Source organism: Pseudomonas aegrilactucae, assembly GCF_019168305.1.
GTDB lineage: Bacteria > Pseudomonadota > Gammaproteobacteria > Pseudomonadales > Pseudomonadaceae > Aquipseudomonas > Aquipseudomonas aegrilactucae.
Map to the genome: position 1 here is coordinate 1 of NZ_JAHTBI010000005.1, position 19,007 is coordinate 19,007.

Consider the following 19,007-nt stretch of genomic DNA (forward strand, 5'->3'; position numbering starts at 1 on the left):
GAAAGGCCCTGAAAAGCTTCGCTGGCAAGCCAGCTCCCACAGGGTTTTGTGAGCACCGCAAACCCTCGTGGGCGCTGGCTTGCCAGCGAAAGGGCCGCAAAGCGGCACTACCGGGGGCGATCAGGCACCATGGCACTTCTTGAATTTCTTGCCGTTGCCGCACGGGCACGGGTCGTTGCGGCCAACGTCCTTCAGGGCGTTGCGCGCAGGTTCCTGCGGGGCATGGTTGCAGTGCGGGCCATGCACATGGCCGTGGTCATGATCATGCGCGTGATGATCGTGATCGTGATCGTGGTTGCAGTCTGGGCCATGAACGTGGGGTTGCTGGGTCATCGAGGGTTACTCCGGAATAAGATCGGCGGGAATTATCTCACCCTTGCGCAGCAAGTGCAGGTCGCGGGCGAAGAATAATCCGCTGCTCAGTTCACCCTCCAGGCGATAGGGAATCGCCCGCTCGGGATGCTTGAGCAGTTTGGCGATGGGTTTGAGCTGGCGCCACAGGTTGGTACGCACCGGCACCTGGATGACCCGCTGGCTGTGGCCATCGACCCGGAACCACTGGCCATGGTCGCCCTCGGCCAGCAGCAGGTCGGCCAGGTACACGGCGTAGTGCAGGTTGCGCACCTGCAGGGTGCTGTCATTGGGGTTGACGATGCGAAAATGCAGGATGAACGCCTGTTGCATCAGGCGCGCCTTGACCGTCTCCACCCGCACCAGGTGCACGGCAGGGTCTTTGTAGTCCCCTCCCCACCAGCTGGCACAGCCCGCCAGGCTCGCCAGCACCAGGCTGATGAACGACAGGCGGGCGCGGGCGAGCATGGCTAGCTGCTCACATAACTGGCACAGCACTTCTTGAACTTCTGCCCGCTGGCGCACGGGCAGGCGTCATTGCGCCCGGCCTTGAGCCCGACCGTCGGGTCGATGAAGTACCAGCGGCCGTCGTGGTGCACGAAGGCCGAGCGCTCACGGTGGCTGTGCTCGCCCTCGTTGTCGTGCCAGCGTGCGGTGAAGGTCACGAAGGCGTGATCGGGCTGGCCACCGAACACTTCGGCGCTTTCCACCTCCAGGCCCAGCCAGGTGCTCTGCGCGCTCCAGGCGGCGATGCCGGCGCGATCCAGCCCGGCCTGTTGCACTGGCAGGGTCGTGCTCACCAGGTAGTCCACCAGCCCGAGCACATACGCGCTGTAGCGCGAACGCATCAGCGTCTGCGCATCGGGGGCCGGGTGGCCGGCGTGATAATGCCCGCAGCAGGCATCCAGCAGATTACCGCTGCCGCAGGGGCAAACCGAGACACTCATTGCATCACCACCAGTACTTGCCAAAGTTTTGCGGGTTGGCCCAGAACTTGGCATTGAGCCAGTCCGGGACCTGCTTGTAGTCACGTACATCATAGGTGAACAGGGTCAATACCTGGCTCTCGCGCTGGAAACGCTCGCTCGCCTGCAGGGCCAGTGAATAGAAGTCGGTGACGGTCCAGGTGCTGGCACCCAGGTCGGCGAGCACGGCCACGCGGCTGGCATTGAGGTTGCGGATGCCTGCCAGCAGTTGCAGGCCATCGCGCTTGTCCATGTGCTCCAGGCAGTCCACCAGCACCGCCAGGTCGAAACGCTGCCCCGCCAGTTCAGCCGGCAGCGGGCCCGGCTCGGCCGTGGCGATATGTACCTGCGGGTGCGCGGCGGCAAACGCCTCCAGCGCCGGGAATGAGCTGCCCACCAGCAGCAGGCGCTGCGGGGTGTGGTGCTCGAGCAAGGCGGCCAGTGCCTGCTGCGGTGTACGCGAAGAAAAACGGTCAGTCATCAGAGGTCCTCGTTCATCCACCAAGACTAGCCGGCCGGGGCCAGCAGGCATAGAGGGGGAGGCGAATGCGTCATGGCTTATTGCTGGCGGAGATGGAAGCAGGGGTCTTTACTCCCAGAGCATCGGTTTTGCACCGATTCCCCCTAGGAGATGCAACAAAATGAGCATAGTTCGCACAGCATTACCCCTGGTTCTGCTAACCAGCGTGTTGACTGGTTGTGCAGGTTTGCAAAAAACCGACTGGCCGACATGTGCTGCCGTCGGGGGCGTGGGCGGCGCAGCCCTGGGCGCCATTGAAAGCTCCAGCTGGGCCGGCTGGGGGGCGCTGCTGGGCGGCGGCCTGGCGGCGGGTTACTGCTGGGCCAATGGCGACGGCGACGAAGACGGCGACGGCGTACCGGACAGCCGCGACAAGTGCCCGGGCACCCCGCGTGGGGTTCAGGTCGATGCCAATGGCTGCCCGCCCGAGCCGGTCGCGGTGGTCGAGGAAGTGGTGGTGGTCAAGGAGGAGGTCATCGTGATTCGCGATGTACTGTTCGAATTCGACTCGGCCAGGCTGACCACGGCCGACAAGCTGCGCCTGGACAAGATCACCGCCCGCCTGAAAAACGAGGCACCGAGTGCGCGCCTGAGCGTCACCGGGCATACCGACAGCGCCGGCAGCGATGCCTACAACCAGAAACTCTCGCAACGCCGGGCCCATTCGGTGACCGACTACCTGGTCGAGGGCGGCATCCCGCGCAACAGCTTCGTCTCGGTGCAGGGCGCCGGTGAAACCCAGCCGGTGGCCGACAACGCCACTGCCGACGGGCGCTCGATGAACCGCCGGGTGGAAATCCGTATCGAACGCTGAGCCCCTGCCGGGCCACGGCTTGTGAAGTGCCGTGGGCCCGTCTTTACTCCTGTGTGACCGGTACAGGCCGGTGACACAGGAGCATTACCCCATGAGTGTATTCACCAAGGCTGCGCTTCCCGTGCTACTGGCCGCCAGCCTGCTTTCAGGTTGTGCCACCCACAGTGATGGCAGCGCCCCGCTGAACCAGCGAACCTGGCCTATCTGCAGCCTGCTCGGCGGCGCCGTCGGCGGTGGCCTGGGGGCGATCGAAAGCTCGGCCTGGGCCGCAGGCGGTGGCGCGTTGGGCGCCATTGCCGGTGGCCTGATCTGCTATGCCCAGGATGGCGACGAAGACGGTGACGGCGTATTCGACCGGCGCGACCGTTGCCCTGACACCCCGGCCAATACCCCGGTCAGCCATAACGGCTGCCCGTTGCCGCAGTACCCGCCCAGCGAGAAAGCCCCGGAACCCGAGCCCCAGGTGATTACCCTCAACGATCAGGGCAGCGTGATGTTCGCCTATGACTCGGCCGAGCTCACCGCGGCTGCCCAGCAGCAGTTGCGCGCCCTGGTCGGCACGCTGAGTGACCCGAGCATCGCCAGCATCAAGGTCATCGGGCACACCGACAGCCGTGGTAGCGATGCCTACAACCAGGCCTTGTCGGAGCGCCGTGCCAGCAGCGTGGCGGAGTACCTGATCGGCCAGGGCCTGGCGCCGCAGAAACTGACCAGCCAGGGGCTCGGTGAAAGCCAGCCGATTGCCGACAATGCCAGCGATGCGGGCCGTGCGCAGAACCGTCGGGTGGCGTTGCACCTCAATTGATCGCACCGCAGGCTGGCATTGGCAGGGTGCCAGCCGTTAAGGTGGACCACAGCGCCCGCGCGAACTGCGCGGGTTGCCTGACACCAATAACAAAAGGTACGCAGGTATGAAAGCGATGTGGGGGGGTGGGCAAGGCCCTGACGGTAGTGTTCTGGTGGGTTGTGCTGGTCAACCTGCTGATCCCTGCGCACCCGCCGTTGCATGCGCTGATCAACCTCGCCGGTGCCACCTTGCTGGGGCTGCATATGCTTGAAGTGCTGATGTTCAATGGCCGCCTGCGCGGGCGCAGCCATCGCTGGTTCGACCGCCTGCAGATCCTGCTGGTGGGTATTTTCCATATTCAATCGATACCGGCCCCGCGCCTGGAGGCTGGTGATGCGTAAATTGATGCTGTTGGCGGCATTGTTCAGCCCGCTGGCGTTGGCCGATGCCATCAGTGTGGCGGCGAATTCGGTGTTGCGTCTGCCCAACACGTCCAGCGTGGTGCACTTGCAGCGCCTGGACGTGGCGGACTCGGCGACCCTGCTGTTGCCGGCCAGCCTGGTCGAACTGAAAGTGGATGAGCTGCACCTGGGCAACCAGGCGCGCATTGCCATCGTGCCGGCCGAACGCGACTTGCGCATCGAGGTCGGCCAGGCCCAGCTCGGCCAGGGCAGCCAGATTACCGCACACGGGGCGCCGGGGACCTACGAGCGCGTGGCCAGGCCTGGGCGCAACCTGGAGCTGCGGGTGCAGGCGCTGCAGGCCGAGCAGTTGTCGATCGATGCCCGCGGCGGCGCCGGTGCGCCGGGTTATGTGGGGCTCGATGGTGGCAATGGCACGCCGGGTGGGTGCACCTGGGGCCAGGCCAGTCGGGGTGCCAATGGTGACGACGGCGGCAACGGGCAGGATGGCGCGGCCGGTGGCAGGGTGCGCCTGGTACTGCCGAGCGCGTTCCCGGCAGCACACATCAAGGTGCAACTGGACGGCGGCGCGCCGGGGCTGGCGGGTGCGCCGGGCAAGCCGGGCGCCGGTGGCGCGAGCAAGGGCTGCCTGGTGTATCGCACCGACAAGGGCGCGGCGGGCAAGCCGGGGCAGCCTGGGCAACCGGGTTTGGCCGGGGCCAGCGGTGAGCTGATCCTGCAACGGTTGTAGCCTCGCGGGCCCCTTCGCCGGCAAGCCAGCTTCCACAAGGACAGCAGTGAACCCTGTGGGCGCTGGCTTGCCAGCGAAAGGGGCGCCTCATACCAGCAGCCGGGTCGACGCCACCAGCACCACTGCTACCCCCAGCAGCAGGTTCACCCCCACCAACCGCCGAATCCGCGCCAGCACCGCTGCGCCCGCCGGCCAGTCCTGCGCCTGTACTGCTGTACGCAACTCGGGCAGCAGCAACGCCTGAATCCGCAGGAACAGCGCGAACATCGCGATCCCGCCGCCAATCATCACCTGCACATAACGCGGCGCCGTCTCGAACCCTGAAAAGCGCAGGTGCATCATGCCCACACCGCTGATCGCCAGCACCACCACGGCCACCCACACCCACACGAAAAAACGCTGAAATACTTCTACCCACAGCTTCAACCGTGAGGGCCCGTCAAGCGCGGCCAGCATGGCCGGGCGCAGGATCAGCCAGGCGAAGAACATGCCGCCTACCCAGATCAGGGCGGCCAGTAAATGCAGGCTGTAGGGCAGGGCAAAGGCGGTCATCTGGAACTCCATTCGGCGCGAGGGGCAATAGCGGGGTATGATAGCGACCCATTCGAAACACTGAAAATATATCCAGCCCTTTGGGCGCCCGACACCATGATCAGCAACGAACTCAAATCCCAGATTCAGGGCGCCTATTCGCGTTTTCTCGAAGCCAAGAGCCTCAAGCCCCGCTACGGCCAGCGTCTGATGATCGCTGAAGTGGCCAAGGTGCTGGGCGACATCGCCGTGGACGACGAAGGGCGCCGCAGCGGTGAGCCCGCCGTGGTCGCGGTCGAGGCCGGTACTGGTACCGGCAAGACGGTGGCCTACAGCCTGGCCTCGATTCCGGCGGCCAAGGCCGCCGGCAAGCGCCTGGTGATCGCCACCGCCACCGTGGCCCTGCAGGAACAGATCGTGTTCAAGGACCTGCCGGACCTGATGCGCAACAGCGGCCTGAACTTCAGCTTCGCCCTGGCCAAGGGCCGTGGTCGCTACCTGTGCCTGTCCAAGCTCGACGTGCTGCTGCAGGAAGGCCACGCGCAGACCGCCACCGCCCAGCTGTTCGAGGAAGAGGGCTTTCGCATCGAGGTGGACGAAGCCAGCCAGAAGCTGTTCACCAGCATGATCGAGAAGCTTGCCGGCAACAAATGGGACGGCGACCGCGACAGCTGGCCCCAGGCCCTGGAAGACCAGGACTGGTCGCGCCTGACCACCGACCACAGCCAGTGCACCGGCCGCCACTGCCCCAACTTCGGCCAGTGCACCTTCTACAAGGCCCGTGAAGGCATGGGCAAGGTGGATGTGATCGTCACCAACCACGACATGGTGCTGGCCGACCTGGCCCTGGGCGGCGGCGCCGTGCTGCCCGACCCGCGCGACACCATCTATGTGTTCGACGAAGGCCATCACCTGCCCGACAAGGCCATCGGCCACTTTGCCCACTACACCCGCCTGCGTTCCACTGCCGACTGGCTGGAGCAGACGGCCAAGAACCTGGCCAAGCTGCTGGCGCAGAACCCGCTGCCGGGGGACCTGGGCAAGTTCATCGAGCAGGTACCGGAGCTGGCGCGCGAGATCAAGGCCCAGCAGCAGTTCATGTTCAGTGCCTGCGAGCAGGTGGCCGAGTTTCGTCCCGGCGAAGACATGGAAGGCCGCGAGCGGCCGCGCTACCGCTTCATCGGCGGGGTGGTGCCCGAGCACATGCGCGAGATGGGCATCGAGCTGAAAAAGGGCTTTTCGCGTCTGACCGACCTGTTCACGCGGCTCACCGAGCTGCTCAAGGAAGGCATGGACGCGGAAGTCAGCATCGGCATCCCGAGCCACCAGGCCGAAGAATGGTACCCGCTGTTCGGCAGCCTGCAGACCCGTGCCCAGAGCAACTGGGAGCTGTGGACCGCGTTCACCGCCGAAGACCCCGAAGACAGCCCGCCCATGGCGCGCTGGCTGACCCTGGCCGAAAGCGGTGCGCTGTTCGACATCGAAGTCAACGCCAGCCCCATCCTTGCGGCCGAGATGCTGCGCCGCAACCTGTGGAACGTCGCCCATGGCGCCCTGGTGACGTCGGCCACGCTGACCGCGCTGGGCAAGTTCGACCGTTTTCGCATGCGCGCCGGCCTGCCCAAGCTGGCGGTGACTGCCGTGGTGCCGAGCCCGTTCCACCACGTCGATGCTGGCGTGCTACGGGTCCCCGACCTGCGCGCCGACCCACGCGATGCCCCGGCGCACACGGCGGCGATCATTCGTGACCTGCCAGAACTGGTTGAAGGTTCGCGCGGCTCGCTGGTGCTGTTCTCGTCGCGCAAGCAGATGCAGGACGTGTTCGACGGGCTGGACCGCGACTGGCGCAAGCAGGTGTTCATTCAGGGCAACCTGTCCAAGCAGGAAACCCTCAACAAGCACAAGGCGCGGGTCGACGGTGGTGATTCCAGCGTGCTGTTCGGGCTGGCCAGCTTTGCCGAAGGGGTCGACTTGCCGGGTGCCTACTGCGAGCACGTGGTCATCGCCAAGATCCCCTTCGCGGTACCGGATGACCCGGTGGAGGCGGCCCTGGCCGAATGGATCGAGGCGCGCGGCGGCAACCCGTTCATGGAGATCGCCGTGCCCGATGCCTCGCTGCGCCTGATCCAGGCCTGCGGGCGGTTGCTGCGTACCGAAGAGGACCGCGGCACCATCACCTTGCTTGACCGACGCGTTGTCACACAACGCTACGGCAAGGCTATCCTCAATGCGCTGCCGCCGTTTCGCCGGGAAATTTCCTGAGCTTCGCCGCGCTTTTCACCGCTGTGTTGTCTATCACTCAGACCAAGGCCCGCAAGGGCCATCAAGGAGAACTCCAGCCCTATGTTGCGCCGTACCCTGCCTGCCGTTTTTGCACTGTTGTTCAGCTCGCCGTTGCTGGCCGGGCAACAGACGCTGTTCAACTTCGTGCGCCCGGCCTCGGTGGTCAATGTGGTGACCGAAGATGCCAGCCTGCCTCAATACAATGCAGAGCAGACGGCCGAGGGCGAGGTGCTGCGCCGCGTGGTGTTCAACCCGGTGGAGCGCCCGAAACTCACGTTGAGCCCGCAAGCGGGCGTGTGGGACTGGTCGGGCGCGAGCGCCATGACGTTGCGCCTGCAAAGCGCGATGGACTGGGCCGTGACGGTGGATGTGACGGTGCTGGGCAGCGACGGCAAGACGCTGACCAGCCGTATCGACCTGCCGGCCGGCCCGGCACAGACCGTGCTGGTGCCACTGACCGCCAGTTCACCGCTGAGCCAGGGCATGCGCGTGGGCCCGCCCATGCCCTGGCAGCACGATGGCCAGCGTGTGCTGCTGACCAGCAGCGAGGGTGAAGTCGATCTCAGGCAGGTCGTTTCGGTGACCTTGTCGATGCCCAGGCCCAAGGCGGCCCAGAGCATTCTGGTGGAGCGCTTCGGCGTACAGGATGACAACGTGCTGCAAACCGCAGCCTATACCGGGCTGATCGATGGCTATGGCCAGTTCACCCGTGGCCGTTGGCCAGAAAAGATCAGCAGCGATGACCAGCTCAAGGCCGCTGCGCAGCGCGAGCAGCAGCAACTCAAGGGCTGGCTGGCCGAGCAGGGCAAGCTCAAGCGCGACACCTATGGGGGGGTGACCGGTGGTACGGCGTTCGAGGCCAAAGGGTTCTTCCGTACCGAGAAGCGCGATGGGCGCTGGTTTCTGGTGACCCCTGAGGGCAATCCTTTCTATTCGCTGGGGGTCAATGCAGTGACCGCCGAGGGTGGGCGTACCTATGTGGAGGGGCGCGAATCGATGTTCACCGCGCTGCCCGAGGCGCAGGCCCCGCTGGCGCAGTATTACGGCCAAGGCAACAACCAGGATGGCAACGGTTCGTCGCTGGGGCGTGGTTTTGCCAAAGGTCGCTGGTTCGACTTCTATGCCGCCAACCTGCACCGCAGCTACGCCAGCCCCTGTGCTGCGCCGTCAGCCGAGCAGGCAGCGCCCGCGTGCCCGGCGGCAACCTTTGACGCGGCGCGCTGGCAGGGCCACAGCCTGGACCGTCTGCAGGCGTGGGGCTTCAATACCCTGGGTAACTGGAGCGACAACGGCCTGCAGGCCCAGCGCGTGGCCTACACCTTGCCGCTGTCGATCGGTGGTGACTACACCAGCATCAGCACCGGCATGGATTGGTGGGGCGCCATGCCCGATCCGTTCGACCCACGCTTTGCCATGGCCACCGAGCGTGCAGTGGCCATTGCCGCCCGCGATCATCGCGATGACCCGTGGCTGATCGGTTACTTTGCCGACAACGAACTGGCCTGGGCGGCGCCGGGCGATGGGCCGAAGGCGCGCTACGCGTTGGCGTACGGCACCTTGCGCCTGACCACCGACGTGCCGGCCAAGCGTGCGTTCCTCAAGCAGTTGCGTGACAAGTACCGTAACCAGGCCGGGCTGTCCAAGGCCTGGGGTATCGAGCTGACGGCGTGGGAGCTGATGGAAGACCCGGGGTTCGAGCCGCCGCTGCCGAGCCCTGAGTACCCTGAGATCGAGGCCGACTTCAAGTATTTCCAGCGGGTGTTCGCCGAGACCTATTTCAAGACGATTTCCGATTCGCTGAAGTGGCATGCGCCCAATCACCTGTTGCTGGGCGGGCGATTTGCGCTGAGCACGCCCGAGGCGGTGGCAGCCTGTGCCAAGTACTGTGACGTGTTGAGCTTCAACGTTTATGCGCCGACGCCGCAGGATGGCTATGACGTTGCCCAGCTTGCGGCGTTGGACAAGCCGGTGCTGGTGTCGGAGTTCCAGTTTGGTTCGCGTGATCGTGGGCCTTTCGGGCCGGGGCCGATGGAGGTGGCGCGTGAGGAGGATCGTGGGCCGGCGTATGCGAAATTCGTGAAGGCGGCGTTGCAGGAGCCTTCGATCGTGGGTGTGCATTGGTTCCAGTATCTGGATCAGCCGGCCAGTGGGCGGTTGCTGGATGGCGAGAACGGGCATTTTGGTTTGATCGGGATTACCGATGTGCCGTTTCAGGGCTTTGTGGAGAGTGTGCGCCGGAGCAACCTCGGGGTGCTGGAGCAGGTGAGCAAGGCGGCTGCGCCGCCGACGCGTTAACGCGATTCAGAGCCGCGACCAATCTCCTACCGGCCGGCCTTGCACTGTTCCCAAAAACCTCAGGGGCTGGAACAATGCCCGCCTTCCATCACGCAACACGCCAGGAGAACAACGGGTGCAGATTCAGGGTCATTACGAACTCAAGTTCGAAGCGGTACGTGAAGCCTTCGCGGCCCTTTTCGATGATCCCCAGGAACGCGGCGCCGCGCTGTGCATCCAGGTCGGCGGCGAAACCGTCGTCGACCTCTGGGCCGGCAGCGCCGACAAGGACGGCCAGCAAGCCTGGCACACCGATACCATCGCCAACCTGTTCTCCTGCACCAAGACCTTCACCGCCGTCACCGCACTGCAACTGGTGGCCGAAGGCAAGCTGGCACTGGACGCCCCCGTCGCCCGCTACTGGCCCGAATTTGCCCAGGCCGGCAAGCAGGCGATTACCCTGCGCCAACTGCTGTGCCACCAGGCCGGCCTGCCCGCCATTCGCCCACTGCTCGCCCCTGAGGCGCTCTACGACTGGCAAACCATGGTCGATACGCTGGCCGCCGAAACGCCGTGGTGGACGCCCGGCACCGCCCACGGCTACGCCGCCATCACCTACGGCTGGCTGATCGGCGAACTGATCCGGCGTGCCGACGGGCGCGGCCCGGGCGAGTCGATCGTGGCGCGTACCGCCAAACCCCTGGGGCTGGATTTCCATGTGGGACTGGACGACGAAGAGTTCTACCGTGTCGCGCACATCGCCCGGGGCAAAGGTAACCCGGGCGACGAAGCGGCCAGGCGCTTGCTGCAGGTCACGATGCGCGAGCCCGAGGCACTCTCGACCCGCGCCTTCACCAACCCGCCAGCGATCCTGACCAGTACCAACAAGCCCGAGTGGCGCCGCATGCAGCAACCGGCCGCCAACGGCCACGGCAACGCTCGCAGCCTGGCCGGCTTCTATGCCGGCCTGCTCGACGGCAGCCTGCTCGAATCGGAACTGCTCGATGAACTGACCCGTGAACACAGCCTGGGCGAGGACAGGACCCTGCTCACCCAGACCCGCTTCGGCCTGGGCTGCATGCTCGACCAGCCAAGTGTGGCCAACGCGACCTTCGGTCTGGGCGCAAAGGCCTTTGGTCACCCGGGCGCAGGGGGATCGGTCGGGTTCGCCGACCCGGAGTACGATGTAGCCTTCGGCTTCGTCACCAATACCCTGGGCCCATACGTGCTGATGGACCCGCGCGCGCAGCAACTGGTTCGGGTACTGGCCGGCTGCCTTTGATCGGGTAAGCCCCATTTGCCGGAACCCAACGTCTATTCTGGATTCCAACAGCCTGCGCTGTTGGGTCAAATTTCTTTCATTTTCATGGTGTATCGCTGATGTCTTCACATAAAACCTTAGCTCTCGCCCTGTGCCTGGCCGTGACCGGTTGCGCGCAGCATCCCCAGAACGGTTCGGCCGACAGCGGCCACCGCTGGTGGCCGTTCGGTTCGGACAAGGTCGCCGACAAGGAAGTGAAGGAAGTGGTCACCGAGAAGGTCGCCAAGGCCGATGCCAAGTCCGACAGCGGCAGCCGCTGGTGGTGGCCGTTTGGTGATGACGACAAGGTAAAGGCCCAGGCCGTGCCGAAGATCGACGTCAAGGCCACCCAGGCCTGGCTCGACGATTACGAGCCCAAGCTGCGCGAGGCGATCAAGGACAGCAAGTTCGAGCTCGAGCGCCGTGAAGATGTGCTGGTAGTCACCGTGCCGGTCGACTCTTCCTATAACCCTGACCGCCCGGCCATGCTGCTGCCCGTCACCCTGGGCCCGATCACCCGCGTCGCCAAGGTGATCGAGACCGACACCAAGACTGCCGTGCTGGTACTGGGCCACGCCGACACCAGTGGTGCGGCGGCGCTGAACCAGAAGCTCAGCCAGGAACGTGCACAGTCGATCGCGGCGATTTTCCGCCTCAGCGGCTTGCAGCGTGACCGCCTGATGCTGCGCGGCATGGGTTCGGTTGCGCCGCGCGCCGCCAACGACAGCCTGCAGGGGCGTGCCTTGAACCGTCGTGTCGAGCTGCTGCTGACCCCGCAGAACACCATGCTGGCGTTGGTAGCCAAATACCAGCAGCCGACCCCGAGCCCGGCCGAACTGGTCGCGGTGCAGGACGCCAAGGCGCCAGCCAAGCCCGCTGCCAAGGCGGCCGCCAAACCTGCTGCCAAGGCTGCGGCCAAGCCGGCAGCGAAAAAAACAGCAGCGGCCAAGACCGTTGCCAAGAAACCGGCCGCGGCCAAGCCTGCCGCCAAGAAAGCCGCCCCGGCCGCGAAGAAAGTCGCTGCCACCAGCCCTGCGAAGACCAACTGATCGTCAAGGAACGCAGTAATGACCCAGACCCTGGCCGATATGCGCCGCGACTACACCCGTGACGGGTTGACCGAAGCCCAGGCTCCGGCCGAGCCGTTCGCGCTGTTTCATCAATGGTTCGCCGATGCGGTCAAGACCGAGCAGGCGCCTGTCGAAGCCAATGCCATGACGTTGGCCACGGTGGACGGGGAGGGCCGGCCGCATTGCCGCATCCTGCTGCTCAAGGGGCTGGATGAGCAGGGCTTCACCTTCTTCACCAACTACGAAAGCGCCAAGGGTCATCATCTGCGCGCCAACCCGTTTGCCGCCATGACGTTCTTCTGGCCCACCCTGGAACGCCAGGTGCGCATCGAGGGCAAGGTGATGAAAGTTACCGCGCAGGAGTCTGACGCGTATTACCAGGTGCGCCCGCTGGGCAGCCGGCTGGGCGCCTGGGCGTCACCGCAAAGCCGGGTGATCGCCAACCGCGAAGAGCTCGAAGGGCTGGTCAAGGCCACCGAGCAGCGTTTCAGCGATACCCAGCCACACTGCCCTGAGCATTGGGGCGGCTACCGCCTGGTGCCCGAGCGCATCGAGTTCTGGCAGGGCCGTTCGAGCCGTCTGCACGATCGCCTCAACTACCGCCTCAGGCAGGGGCTGTGGTCGCGCGAGCGGCTGGCGCCTTAACCCGGGCGATATTCGGCGGCCGCGCGTTCCAGCCAGGCCGCCAGGTCCTTGCGTTTGACCTTTTGCGCTCGGGCGTTGTCCAGACGTTGTAGCATGAAGTTTCGCTTGTGTTCATCGTCTCCGGCCAACGACAGGGCCAGGTCACGGTCCATCCAGCGCTTGATGCGTACATACAGCCACCCGTGGAAATACAGACCCGCCAGGGTGGTAATGGCGATGATGAAGTAATCCATGTCTATCCTTGCCTGTTGAGTGTTGCGCTAGCGATGGCGGCTCACAGCCTGTACCGACGCTGAATGGAAGCAATTTTATACACCGCGTGTCGTGACAGCGGTCAACGCGCGGAGTCTAATCACTACCTGTCTTCTGGAGATGATCCTATGCGTAAATCAGTTCTGCTGGTGGCATCGTTCACCACGATGTCGCTGCTGCTCGGCGGTTGTGCCTCCAACCTGACCGGTGATTCCTATTCCCGTGATGAGGCGCGCCGCGTGCAGCAGGTTCGCATGGGCACCATCGAATCCTTGCGTCCGGTCAAGATCGAGGGCACCAAGACCCCGATCGGTGGCGGCGCGGGCGCGATCGTCGGCGGTGTGGCCGGTAGTGCCGTGGGTGGTGGTCGCGGCAGTATCGTAGCGGCGGTGATTGGCGCAGTTGCCGGTGGCCTGGCCGGTTCGGCCGCCGAAGAAGGCCTGACCCGCACCCAGGGCGTGGAAATCACCGTGCGTGAAGACGATGGCAGCATGCGTGCCTATGTCCAGCAGGTTCAGCAGAACGAGATTTTCCGTGTTGGCGAACGTGTGCGGATCATGACCGTAGATGGTACCAGCCGGGTGTCTCACTGATACCGGGCAGGCAAACAAAACCCCGACGCGGCATGGCCGGTCGGGGTTTTTTATTGCCGTCGATTTTCTAGACGCTGACGGCCTTGCGGCTGGCCAGTGCGGTGACCGCATAGCCGATCAACGCCGCCAGGATGGAGCCGGTGAGGATGCCCATGCGGTCCATGCCGGCGAACTCGCTGCTGCCCGGCACGAAGGCCAGCGAGCCGACGAACAGGCTCATGGTGAAGCCGATGCCGCACAGGATGGCCACCCCCAGCACCTGGCCCCAGTTGGCGCCGGCCGGCAAGGCGGCCAGGCCCAGCTTGATGGCCAGCCAGGTCAGGCCGAACACGCCCACCGTCTTGCCCAGCAGCAGGCCGATGGCGATGCCCATCGGTACGTGATGAGTGAAGCTCTCCATGCTGACCCCGGCCAGTGAAACGCCGGCGTTGGCGAAGGCGAACAGCGGCAGGATGCCGTAGGCCACCCACGGGTGCAGGGCGTGCTCAAGGCTCAGCAGCGGCGAGGGTTCGGCATTTCGGGTGCGCAGCGGGATGGTCAGCGCCAGGGTCACCCCGGCCAGGGTGGCGTGCACGCCGCTCTTGAGCACGCAGACCCACAGGATCAGCCCGATCACCATGTACGGGCCCAGCTTCACTACCCCCAGCCGGTTCATGGCTACCAGCGCCACCAGGCAGGCGGCGGCCAGCATCAGCGACAGGGTGGAGAGGGCGCCCGAGTAGAACAGCGCGATGACGATGATGGCCCCCAGGTCGTCGATGATCGCCAAGGTCATCAGGAACAGTTTCAGCGACACTGGCACGCGTTTGCCCAGCAGCGCCAGTACGCCCAGGGCGAAGGCGATGTCGGTGGCGGTAGGGATGGCCCATCCGGCCACGGCGGCGGGGTTGTCCTTGTTGAGGACGTAGTAGATCAACGCCGGTACCACCATGCCGCCGATGGCCGCCGCACCCGGCAGCACGATCTGCGAGGGCTTGGACAGGTGGCCGTCGATGATCTCGCGCTTGACCTCAAGGCCGATGAGCAGGAAGAACAAGGCCATCAGGCCGTCGTTGATCCACAGCAGCAGCGGCTTGGCGATTTTGAGTGCGCCGACCTGGGCCACTACCGGTACATCGAGCAGGCCGTTGTAGAGGTAGGAGAGGGGCGAATTGTTGATGATCAGCGCCAGGGCGGCAGCACCGATCAGCAGCAGGCCGCTGGCTGATTCGAGCTGGAAAAAGCGCGTGAGTGTCGTACGTAGAGGCAAGGGTGCTCCTCCATCCTGAATTCGAAAGAGGGTCACCCTACCTTGTGGCGTTATTCTTTAAAACAAATACTATATTCTTTTTTGTTATAAGCTGTTGCGGCCCCTTCGCCGGCAAAGGCTACATCATTCTTCGATACCCAACAGGCTGCGCGCCACCGCCTCGGCAATCCGGATCCCGTCCACGCCCGCCGACAGAATCCCGCCGGCATACCCGGCCCCTTCACCCGCCGGGAACAAGCCCTTCAGGTTCAGGCTCTGCAGCGTGGCATCGCGGGTAATGCGCAGCGGCGAAGAGGTGCGCGTCTCGATCCCGGTCAACACCGCATCCGGCAGGTTGTAGCCCTTGATCTGGCGGTCGAACGCTGGCAGCGCTTCGCGGATCGCGTCGATGGCGAAGGCTGGCAGGCTCAATGCCAGGTCACCCAGGCTCACGCCCGGCTTGTACGACGGCTCGACACTGCCCAGCGCAGTGGACGGTTTGCCCGCGACAAAGTCGCCGACCAGTTGCGCCGGTGCCTGGTAATTGCTGCCCCCGAGTTCATAGGCCAGGCTTTCCAGGCGTTCCTGCAATTCGATGCCGGCCAGCGGGCCGCCCGGGTAGTCCTGCTCGGGCGTGATGCCGACCACGATCCCGGAGTTGGCATTGCGCTCGTTGCGCGAGTACTGGCTCATGCCGTTGGTCACCACGCGCCCCGGTTCGCTGGTGGCAGCCACGACCGTACCGCCCGGGCACATGCAGAAGCTGTACACCGAGCGACCGTTCTTGGCGTGGTACACCAGCTTGTAGTCGGCCGCGCCCAGTTTCGGGTGCCCGGCATATTTGCCCAGGCGCGCCTGGTCGATCAGCGTCTGCGGGTGTTCGATACGAAAGCCGATGGAGAACGGCTTGGCTTCCATGAACACGCCGCGTGCGTGCAGCATGCGGAAGGTGTCGCGGGCACTGTGACCCAGCGCCAGCACCACGTGACGCGAATGCAACTGTTCGCCACTCTCCAGCACTACGCCGGTGAGTTGCTCACCTTCGCTGATCAGGTCGGTGACCTTCTGCTCGAAACGCACCTCGCCACCCAGCGCCTCGATCTGCTGGCGCATGTTCTCGACCATGCCGGTCAGGCGGAAGGTGCCGATGTGCGGTTTGTTGACGTACAGGATCTCGTCCGGCGCACCGGCCTTGACGAACTCGTGCAGCACCTTGCGGCCATGGTGCTTGGGGTCCTTGATCTGGCTGTACAGCTTGCCGTCGGAGAAGGTGCCCGCGCCGCCTTCGCCGAACTGCACGTTGGACTCGGGGTTGAGCACGCTTTTGCGCCACAGGCCCCAGGTGTCCTTGGTGCGCTGGCGCACTTCCTTGCCGCGCTCGAGGATGATCGGCTTGAAGCCCATCTGCGCCAGCAGCAGGCCGGCGAAGATCCCGCAGGGGCCGAAACCGACCACGATCGGGCGTTCGGCAAGCGCGGCCGGCGCCTGGCCGACCGGCTTGTAGCTGACGTCGGGCGCCGGGCCGATGTTGTGGTCATCGGCGAATTTTTGCAGCAGCGCGGCTTCGTCGCTGGCCGTCAGGTCGATGGTGTAGATGAACAGCAGTTCGGTGTTCTTCTTGCGCGCATCGTAGCTGCGTTTGAACAGGGTGAAGTCCAGCAGCTGGTCGTCGCTGATCCCCAGGCGCTGCACGATGGCTTCGCGCAGGGCTTCGTCAGGGTGATCCAGCGGCAACTTCAGTTCAGTGATTCGTAGCATGACAGGGTCCAGTATCCCGGCCATGGAAGGGCCGGCGGCTTTGCATAAACCGCCAAGTATAAGCTGTTCGCGGGCGCTTAAGGCAGCTTAAACGCGCGCAGCCGGTCAGTCGTTGCGCGAACCGCCGTAGTAGCCGCAGCCGCGCAGGGTCTGGCCGTCGATGCGCAACTCGGCGCTGAGGTGGCTGACCGCGCCGGTGGCGCTGTCGACGCAGCGTTGCGGGGCCACCCACAGGTCCACACGCTGGCCGTTGGCTTCGGTGCTCAGGGCAAAGCGACCGTCGGGCAGTTGTTCCTCGAGGTAAGGTAGCGCCAGCGAAGGCTGGCCTGGGCGATCGAGCACCATGCCCTTGCCGCTGGCCTTCAGGTTCCAGTCCGGCTCGTGGCCGCTGGCGCGCAGGGTCAGGCGCTTGAAGTTGGGGTCGCTGCAGGCGCTGGAGGAATGTTCGACGCGGTACAGCTGTTGCACGTTGAACTGGCCGTCATTGCCCGCGCCCTGGCTGCCCGCCAGCGTGCCGCGCACATCGGCGAACAGCGTGCCCGGGGTTGCCGCCAGCGCCGAGGCTTCCTGCAACAGGCCGGTGTTGCCGGTATCGCTGACGACGAAGCGACGGTTCTCTTCGCATGGCTTGAACAGCAGTTGGCCGCCGGCGCCCGACAGCTCACCCTGCAGGCGGGTCATCCCGACGGTGGAGGCCGTCTCGGGTTTTTCGGCCAGCAGCTGGCAACCAGCAAACAGAGGCAGCAGGGCGGCGATCAGCAGAGAAGGGGCGGCACGCATCGGGGGCTCCGGCATCGGGTGCATAAAAGTGCCGCCACGTTACGCAGCCTGGCGCGCAATCACAAGGTCTTAGCCCACGTGATAGGTCTGCCCGGTCTGCAGCCCCTCGACGCTCCTGGCATAGGCCAGCGCCACATCGGCCGCCGGTACCGGCTTGAAGCCGCGAAAGTACGGCGCATAGGCCGGCATCGCCTCCACCAGCACGTTGGGGCTGATGGAATTGACCCGCAGGCCGCGTGGCAGCTCGATGGCGGCGGCGCGCACGAAGGCGTCGATGGCACCGTTGACCAGGCTGGCCGAACTGCCGGTGCGGATCGGGTCGTGGCTGGTGATGCCGGTGGTGAAGGTGAACGAGCCGCCATCATTGATGAACTCGCGACCGATCAACAGCAGGTTGACCTGGCCCATCAGCTTGTCGTTCAGGCCCAGGGCAAAGTGTTCTTCGCTCATTTCGCCCAGTGGCGCGAAGGTCACGTTGCCGGCGGCGCAAACCACGGCATCGAAGCGCCCGGTCTGTTCGAACAGGCGACGGATCGAGGCGCTGTCGCTGATGTCGGCCTGCAAATCGCCGCTGTTGCGACCGACACGGATCACCTCGTGACGTTGTTCAAGTTCTAGGGCCACGGCTGAACCGATGGTACCGCTGGCGCCGATCAGGATGATTTTCATGGGGCGGGTCCTCATGCGTTGGGGGGAGGTTCCAGTCTAGGGTGGATTTTTTCACCGATAAGCGTGCTAATGGGCAACCTTTGGTTTTCATGTGGAAACAATCCATGAGCGACTTCGACGACCTGGCTGCGTTTGCCGTGTTGATGGATGCCGGCAGTTTTACCCTGGCGGCCGAGCAACTGGGCTGGAGCAAGGGCCAGTTGTCCAAGCGCATCAGCCAACTGGAGAGCACCCACTCGGTCAAGCTGCTGCACCGCACTACCCGGCGCCTGAGCCTGACGGCGGCGGGGGCAGCGCTGTTACCCCAGGCGCAGGCGCTGGTGCGCCAGCTGACCCAGGCGCGCCAGGCGTTGTCGCGGCTCAAGGACGACCTGGCGGGGCCTGTGCGGGTCACGGTGCCGGTGTCGCTGGGTGAGACGTTTTTCGACGGGTTGCTGCTTGAGCTGGGCAGCCAGTACCCCGACCTGCAGATCGAGCTTGAACTGGACAATGCCTACCGCGACCTGCTGCGTGACGGCTTCGACCTGGCGATTCGCCAGAGCCCCGGCAGCGACGAGCGCCTGGTGGCACGGCCGCTGCTGGCCATGCAGGAACTGACCTGCGCCAGCCCGGCGTACCTGGCACGGCATGGCACGCCGACCACGCCGCAGGCGTTGGGCGAGCATCGCTGCCTGCTCAACAGTCATTACAGCGGGCGTGAAGAATGGTTGTACCACCAGCAGCATGAGTTGCTGCGGGTACAGGTGGCGGGAAACTTTGCCAGCAACCACTACAGCCTGTTGAAGAAGGCTGTGCTGGTGGGGGCGGGAGTGGCCCGGTTGCCGTCGTATATGCTGCATGCCGAGCTGGCGGATGGGCGCCTGTGCTGGTTGCTGCGTGATTACCAGACGCGCAGTACGCCGTTGTTTCTGGTGCACCCGTATCAGGGCGGGATGCCCAGGCGCGTGCAGGTAGTCGCCGATTATCTGGTGCGCTGGTTCAAGCGTGGGAGCCAGGCGTTGGGTGCGTTGCCAGTATCGCCCCCTTCGCTGGCAA

General features: G+C 65.0%; 21 protein-coding genes. 11 read left to right on the forward strand and 10 right to left on the reverse strand.

Features of this window, described 5'->3' with window-relative positions; all coding sequences use genetic code 11:
• Positions 1 to 120: 120 nt before the first annotated feature.
• From KUO17_RS01685 to KUO17_RS01700, 4 genes are read right to left on the reverse strand one after another with little or no spacing between them, the layout of a single operon-like run.
• Positions 121 to 333: an SEC-C metal-binding domain-containing protein gene (locus KUO17_RS01685; protein ID WP_217973316.1), complete on the reverse strand. Its 213-nt coding sequence runs from the start codon at positions 331 to 333 to the stop codon at positions 121 to 123.
• A 6-nt stretch (positions 334 to 339) separates the two neighbouring features.
• Positions 340 to 819 carry an LEA/WHy family protein gene (locus KUO17_RS01690; protein WP_217973317.1) on the reverse strand — a complete coding sequence of 160 codons (480 nt, stop codon included), beginning with the start codon at positions 817 to 819 and terminating at the stop codon, positions 340 to 342.
• A 2-nt stretch (positions 820 to 821) separates the two neighbouring features.
• Positions 822 to 1,298, reverse strand: coding sequence for a YchJ family protein (locus KUO17_RS01695; protein ID WP_217973318.1), 477 nt, complete (start codon positions 1,296 to 1,298; stop codon positions 822 to 824).
• 4 nt (positions 1,299 to 1,302) lie between these two features.
• Positions 1,303 to 1,797: a DUF6231 family protein gene (locus KUO17_RS01700; protein WP_217973319.1), complete on the reverse strand. Its 495-nt coding sequence runs from the start codon at positions 1,795 to 1,797 to the stop codon at positions 1,303 to 1,305.
• Positions 1,798 to 1,957: 160 nt separating this feature from the next.
• Between KUO17_RS01700 and KUO17_RS01705 the strand changes: the two genes are divergently transcribed.
• The 4 genes from KUO17_RS01705 (at position 1,958) to KUO17_RS01720 (ending at position 4,589) form a co-directional block, all read left to right on the forward strand.
• Positions 1,958 to 2,650: a PA1041 family peptidoglycan-binding anchor lipoprotein gene (locus tag KUO17_RS01705; protein ID WP_217973320.1), complete on the forward strand. Its 693-nt coding sequence runs from the start codon at positions 1,958 to 1,960 to the stop codon at positions 2,648 to 2,650.
• A gap of 91 nt (positions 2,651 to 2,741) precedes the next feature.
• Positions 2,742 to 3,455: a PA1041 family peptidoglycan-binding anchor lipoprotein gene (locus KUO17_RS01710; RefSeq protein WP_217973321.1), complete on the forward strand. Its 714-nt coding sequence runs from the start codon at positions 2,742 to 2,744 to the stop codon at positions 3,453 to 3,455.
• A 125-nt stretch (positions 3,456 to 3,580) separates the two neighbouring features.
• On the forward strand, positions 3,581 to 3,838 hold the full coding sequence (locus KUO17_RS01715; RefSeq protein WP_217973322.1) for a DUF1145 domain-containing protein: 258 nt from the start codon (positions 3,581 to 3,583) through the stop codon (positions 3,836 to 3,838).
• Positions 3,831 to 4,589 (forward strand): collagen-like protein, encoded by a 759-nt coding sequence (locus KUO17_RS01720; protein WP_217973323.1) that lies wholly within the window; start codon positions 3,831 to 3,833, stop codon positions 4,587 to 4,589. The genes KUO17_RS01715 and KUO17_RS01720 overlap by 8 nt, the downstream gene beginning before the upstream one ends.
• Before the next feature lie 87 nt (positions 4,590 to 4,676).
• Here KUO17_RS01720 and KUO17_RS01725 read toward each other — a convergent pair whose 3' ends face one another.
• Entirely contained in the window at positions 4,677 to 5,141 is a 465-nt protein-coding gene (locus KUO17_RS01725; RefSeq protein ID WP_217973324.1) for a CopD family protein, read from the reverse strand.
• A gap of 96 nt (positions 5,142 to 5,237) precedes the next feature.
• Between KUO17_RS01725 and dinG the strand changes: the two genes are divergently transcribed.
• The 5 genes from dinG to pdxH all read left to right on the forward strand — a co-directional run bounded on the left by dinG (position 5,238) and on the right by pdxH (position 12,692).
• The gene (gene dinG / locus KUO17_RS01730; RefSeq protein ID WP_217973325.1) at positions 5,238 to 7,382 is read left to right on the forward strand and encodes an ATP-dependent DNA helicase DinG; all 2,145 of its coding nucleotides are present in this window, start codon (positions 5,238 to 5,240) and stop codon (positions 7,380 to 7,382) included.
• Positions 7,383 to 7,463: 81 nt separating this feature from the next.
• Positions 7,464 to 9,698, forward strand: a complete 2,235-nt coding sequence (locus KUO17_RS01735; protein ID WP_217973326.1) for a beta-agarase — start codon at positions 7,464 to 7,466, stop codon at positions 9,696 to 9,698.
• 115 nt (positions 9,699 to 9,813) lie between these two features.
• Complete coding sequence (locus tag KUO17_RS01740) at positions 9,814 to 10,959, forward strand: serine hydrolase domain-containing protein (protein WP_217973327.1); 1,146 nt, start codon at positions 9,814 to 9,816, stop codon at positions 10,957 to 10,959.
• Between the two features lie 98 nt (positions 10,960 to 11,057).
• Positions 11,058 to 12,026 (forward strand): OmpA family protein, encoded by a 969-nt coding sequence (locus KUO17_RS01745; protein ID WP_217973328.1) that lies wholly within the window; start codon positions 11,058 to 11,060, stop codon positions 12,024 to 12,026.
• A gap of 18 nt (positions 12,027 to 12,044) precedes the next feature.
• Entirely contained in the window at positions 12,045 to 12,692 is a 648-nt protein-coding gene (gene pdxH / locus KUO17_RS01750) for a pyridoxamine 5'-phosphate oxidase (RefSeq protein ID WP_217973329.1), read from the forward strand.
• On the opposite strand, the gene KUO17_RS01755 is transcribed toward pdxH, so the two are convergent.
• Complete coding sequence (locus tag KUO17_RS01755; RefSeq protein WP_217973330.1) at positions 12,689 to 12,925, reverse strand: hypothetical protein; 237 nt, start codon at positions 12,923 to 12,925, stop codon at positions 12,689 to 12,691. The two genes, pdxH and KUO17_RS01755, sit on opposite strands and share 4 nt — an antisense overlap.
• Positions 12,926 to 13,072: 147 nt before the next feature.
• Between KUO17_RS01755 and KUO17_RS01760 the strand changes: the two genes are divergently transcribed.
• On the forward strand, positions 13,073 to 13,537 hold the full coding sequence (locus tag KUO17_RS01760) for an outer membrane lipoprotein (RefSeq protein ID WP_163972389.1): 465 nt from the start codon (positions 13,073 to 13,075) through the stop codon (positions 13,535 to 13,537).
• A 67-nt stretch (positions 13,538 to 13,604) separates the two neighbouring features.
• Here the strand turns inward: KUO17_RS01760 and nhaA are convergent, their stop codons facing one another.
• The 4 genes from nhaA to KUO17_RS01780 form a co-directional block, all read right to left on the reverse strand.
• Entirely contained in the window at positions 13,605 to 14,786 is a 1,182-nt protein-coding gene (nhaA, locus tag KUO17_RS01765) for a Na+/H+ antiporter NhaA (protein WP_217973331.1), read from the reverse strand.
• Positions 14,787 to 14,909: 123 nt separating this feature from the next.
• Positions 14,910 to 16,523 carry an NAD(P)/FAD-dependent oxidoreductase gene (locus tag KUO17_RS01770; protein ID WP_217973332.1) on the reverse strand — a complete coding sequence of 538 codons (1,614 nt, stop codon included), beginning with the start codon at positions 16,521 to 16,523 and terminating at the stop codon, positions 14,910 to 14,912.
• A 105-nt stretch (positions 16,524 to 16,628) separates the two neighbouring features.
• Positions 16,629 to 17,303 (reverse strand): COG3650 family protein, encoded by a 675-nt coding sequence (locus KUO17_RS01775; protein WP_217973333.1) that lies wholly within the window; start codon positions 17,301 to 17,303, stop codon positions 16,629 to 16,631.
• A gap of 69 nt (positions 17,304 to 17,372) precedes the next feature.
• Positions 17,373 to 17,972 (reverse strand): short chain dehydrogenase, encoded by a 600-nt coding sequence (locus tag KUO17_RS01780; protein WP_217973334.1) that lies wholly within the window; start codon positions 17,970 to 17,972, stop codon positions 17,373 to 17,375.
• Between the two features lie 104 nt (positions 17,973 to 18,076).
• Between KUO17_RS01780 and KUO17_RS01785 the strand changes: the two genes are divergently transcribed.
• Positions 18,077 to 19,007 (forward strand): LysR family transcriptional regulator (locus KUO17_RS01785; RefSeq protein ID WP_217973335.1); only part of this gene is annotated, 931 nt, incomplete at its 3' end.

What these genes read in the sequence shown, in the direction of transcription:
- KUO17_RS01685 (WP_217973316.1), bottom strand. Translation starts at nt 333, where the DNA reads ATGACCCAGCAACCCCACGTTCATGGCCCAGACTGCAACCACGATCAC.
- KUO17_RS01690 (WP_217973317.1), bottom strand. Translation starts at nt 819, where the DNA reads ATGCTCGCCCGCGCCCGCCTGTCGTTCATCAGCCTGGTGCTGGCGAGC.
- KUO17_RS01695 (WP_217973318.1), bottom strand. Translation starts at nt 1,298, where the DNA reads ATGAGTGTCTCGGTTTGCCCCTGCGGCAGCGGTAATCTGCTGGATGCC.
- KUO17_RS01700 (WP_217973319.1), bottom strand. Translation starts at nt 1,797, where the DNA reads ATGACTGACCGTTTTTCTTCGCGTACACCGCAGCAGGCACTGGCCGCC.
- KUO17_RS01705 (WP_217973320.1), top strand. Translation starts at nt 1,958, where the DNA reads ATGAGCATAGTTCGCACAGCATTACCCCTGGTTCTGCTAACCAGCGTG.
- KUO17_RS01710 (WP_217973321.1), top strand. Translation starts at nt 2,742, where the DNA reads ATGAGTGTATTCACCAAGGCTGCGCTTCCCGTGCTACTGGCCGCCAGC.
- KUO17_RS01720 (WP_217973323.1), top strand. Translation starts at nt 3,831, where the DNA reads ATGCGTAAATTGATGCTGTTGGCGGCATTGTTCAGCCCGCTGGCGTTG.
- KUO17_RS01725 (WP_217973324.1), bottom strand. Translation starts at nt 5,141, where the DNA reads ATGACCGCCTTTGCCCTGCCCTACAGCCTGCATTTACTGGCCGCCCTG.
- dinG (WP_217973325.1), top strand. Translation starts at nt 5,238, where the DNA reads ATGATCAGCAACGAACTCAAATCCCAGATTCAGGGCGCCTATTCGCGT.
- KUO17_RS01735 (WP_217973326.1), top strand. Translation starts at nt 7,464, where the DNA reads ATGTTGCGCCGTACCCTGCCTGCCGTTTTTGCACTGTTGTTCAGCTCG.
- KUO17_RS01745 (WP_217973328.1), top strand. Translation starts at nt 11,058, where the DNA reads ATGTCTTCACATAAAACCTTAGCTCTCGCCCTGTGCCTGGCCGTGACC.
- pdxH (WP_217973329.1), top strand. Translation starts at nt 12,045, where the DNA reads ATGACCCAGACCCTGGCCGATATGCGCCGCGACTACACCCGTGACGGG.
- KUO17_RS01755 (WP_217973330.1), bottom strand. Translation starts at nt 12,925, where the DNA reads ATGGATTACTTCATCATCGCCATTACCACCCTGGCGGGTCTGTATTTC.
- KUO17_RS01760 (WP_163972389.1), top strand. Translation starts at nt 13,073, where the DNA reads ATGCGTAAATCAGTTCTGCTGGTGGCATCGTTCACCACGATGTCGCTG.
- KUO17_RS01770 (WP_217973332.1), bottom strand. Translation starts at nt 16,523, where the DNA reads ATGCTACGAATCACTGAACTGAAGTTGCCGCTGGATCACCCTGACGAA.
- KUO17_RS01775 (WP_217973333.1), bottom strand. Translation starts at nt 17,303, where the DNA reads ATGCGTGCCGCCCCTTCTCTGCTGATCGCCGCCCTGCTGCCTCTGTTT.
- KUO17_RS01780 (WP_217973334.1), bottom strand. Translation starts at nt 17,972, where the DNA reads ATGAAAATCATCCTGATCGGCGCCAGCGGTACCATCGGTTCAGCCGTG.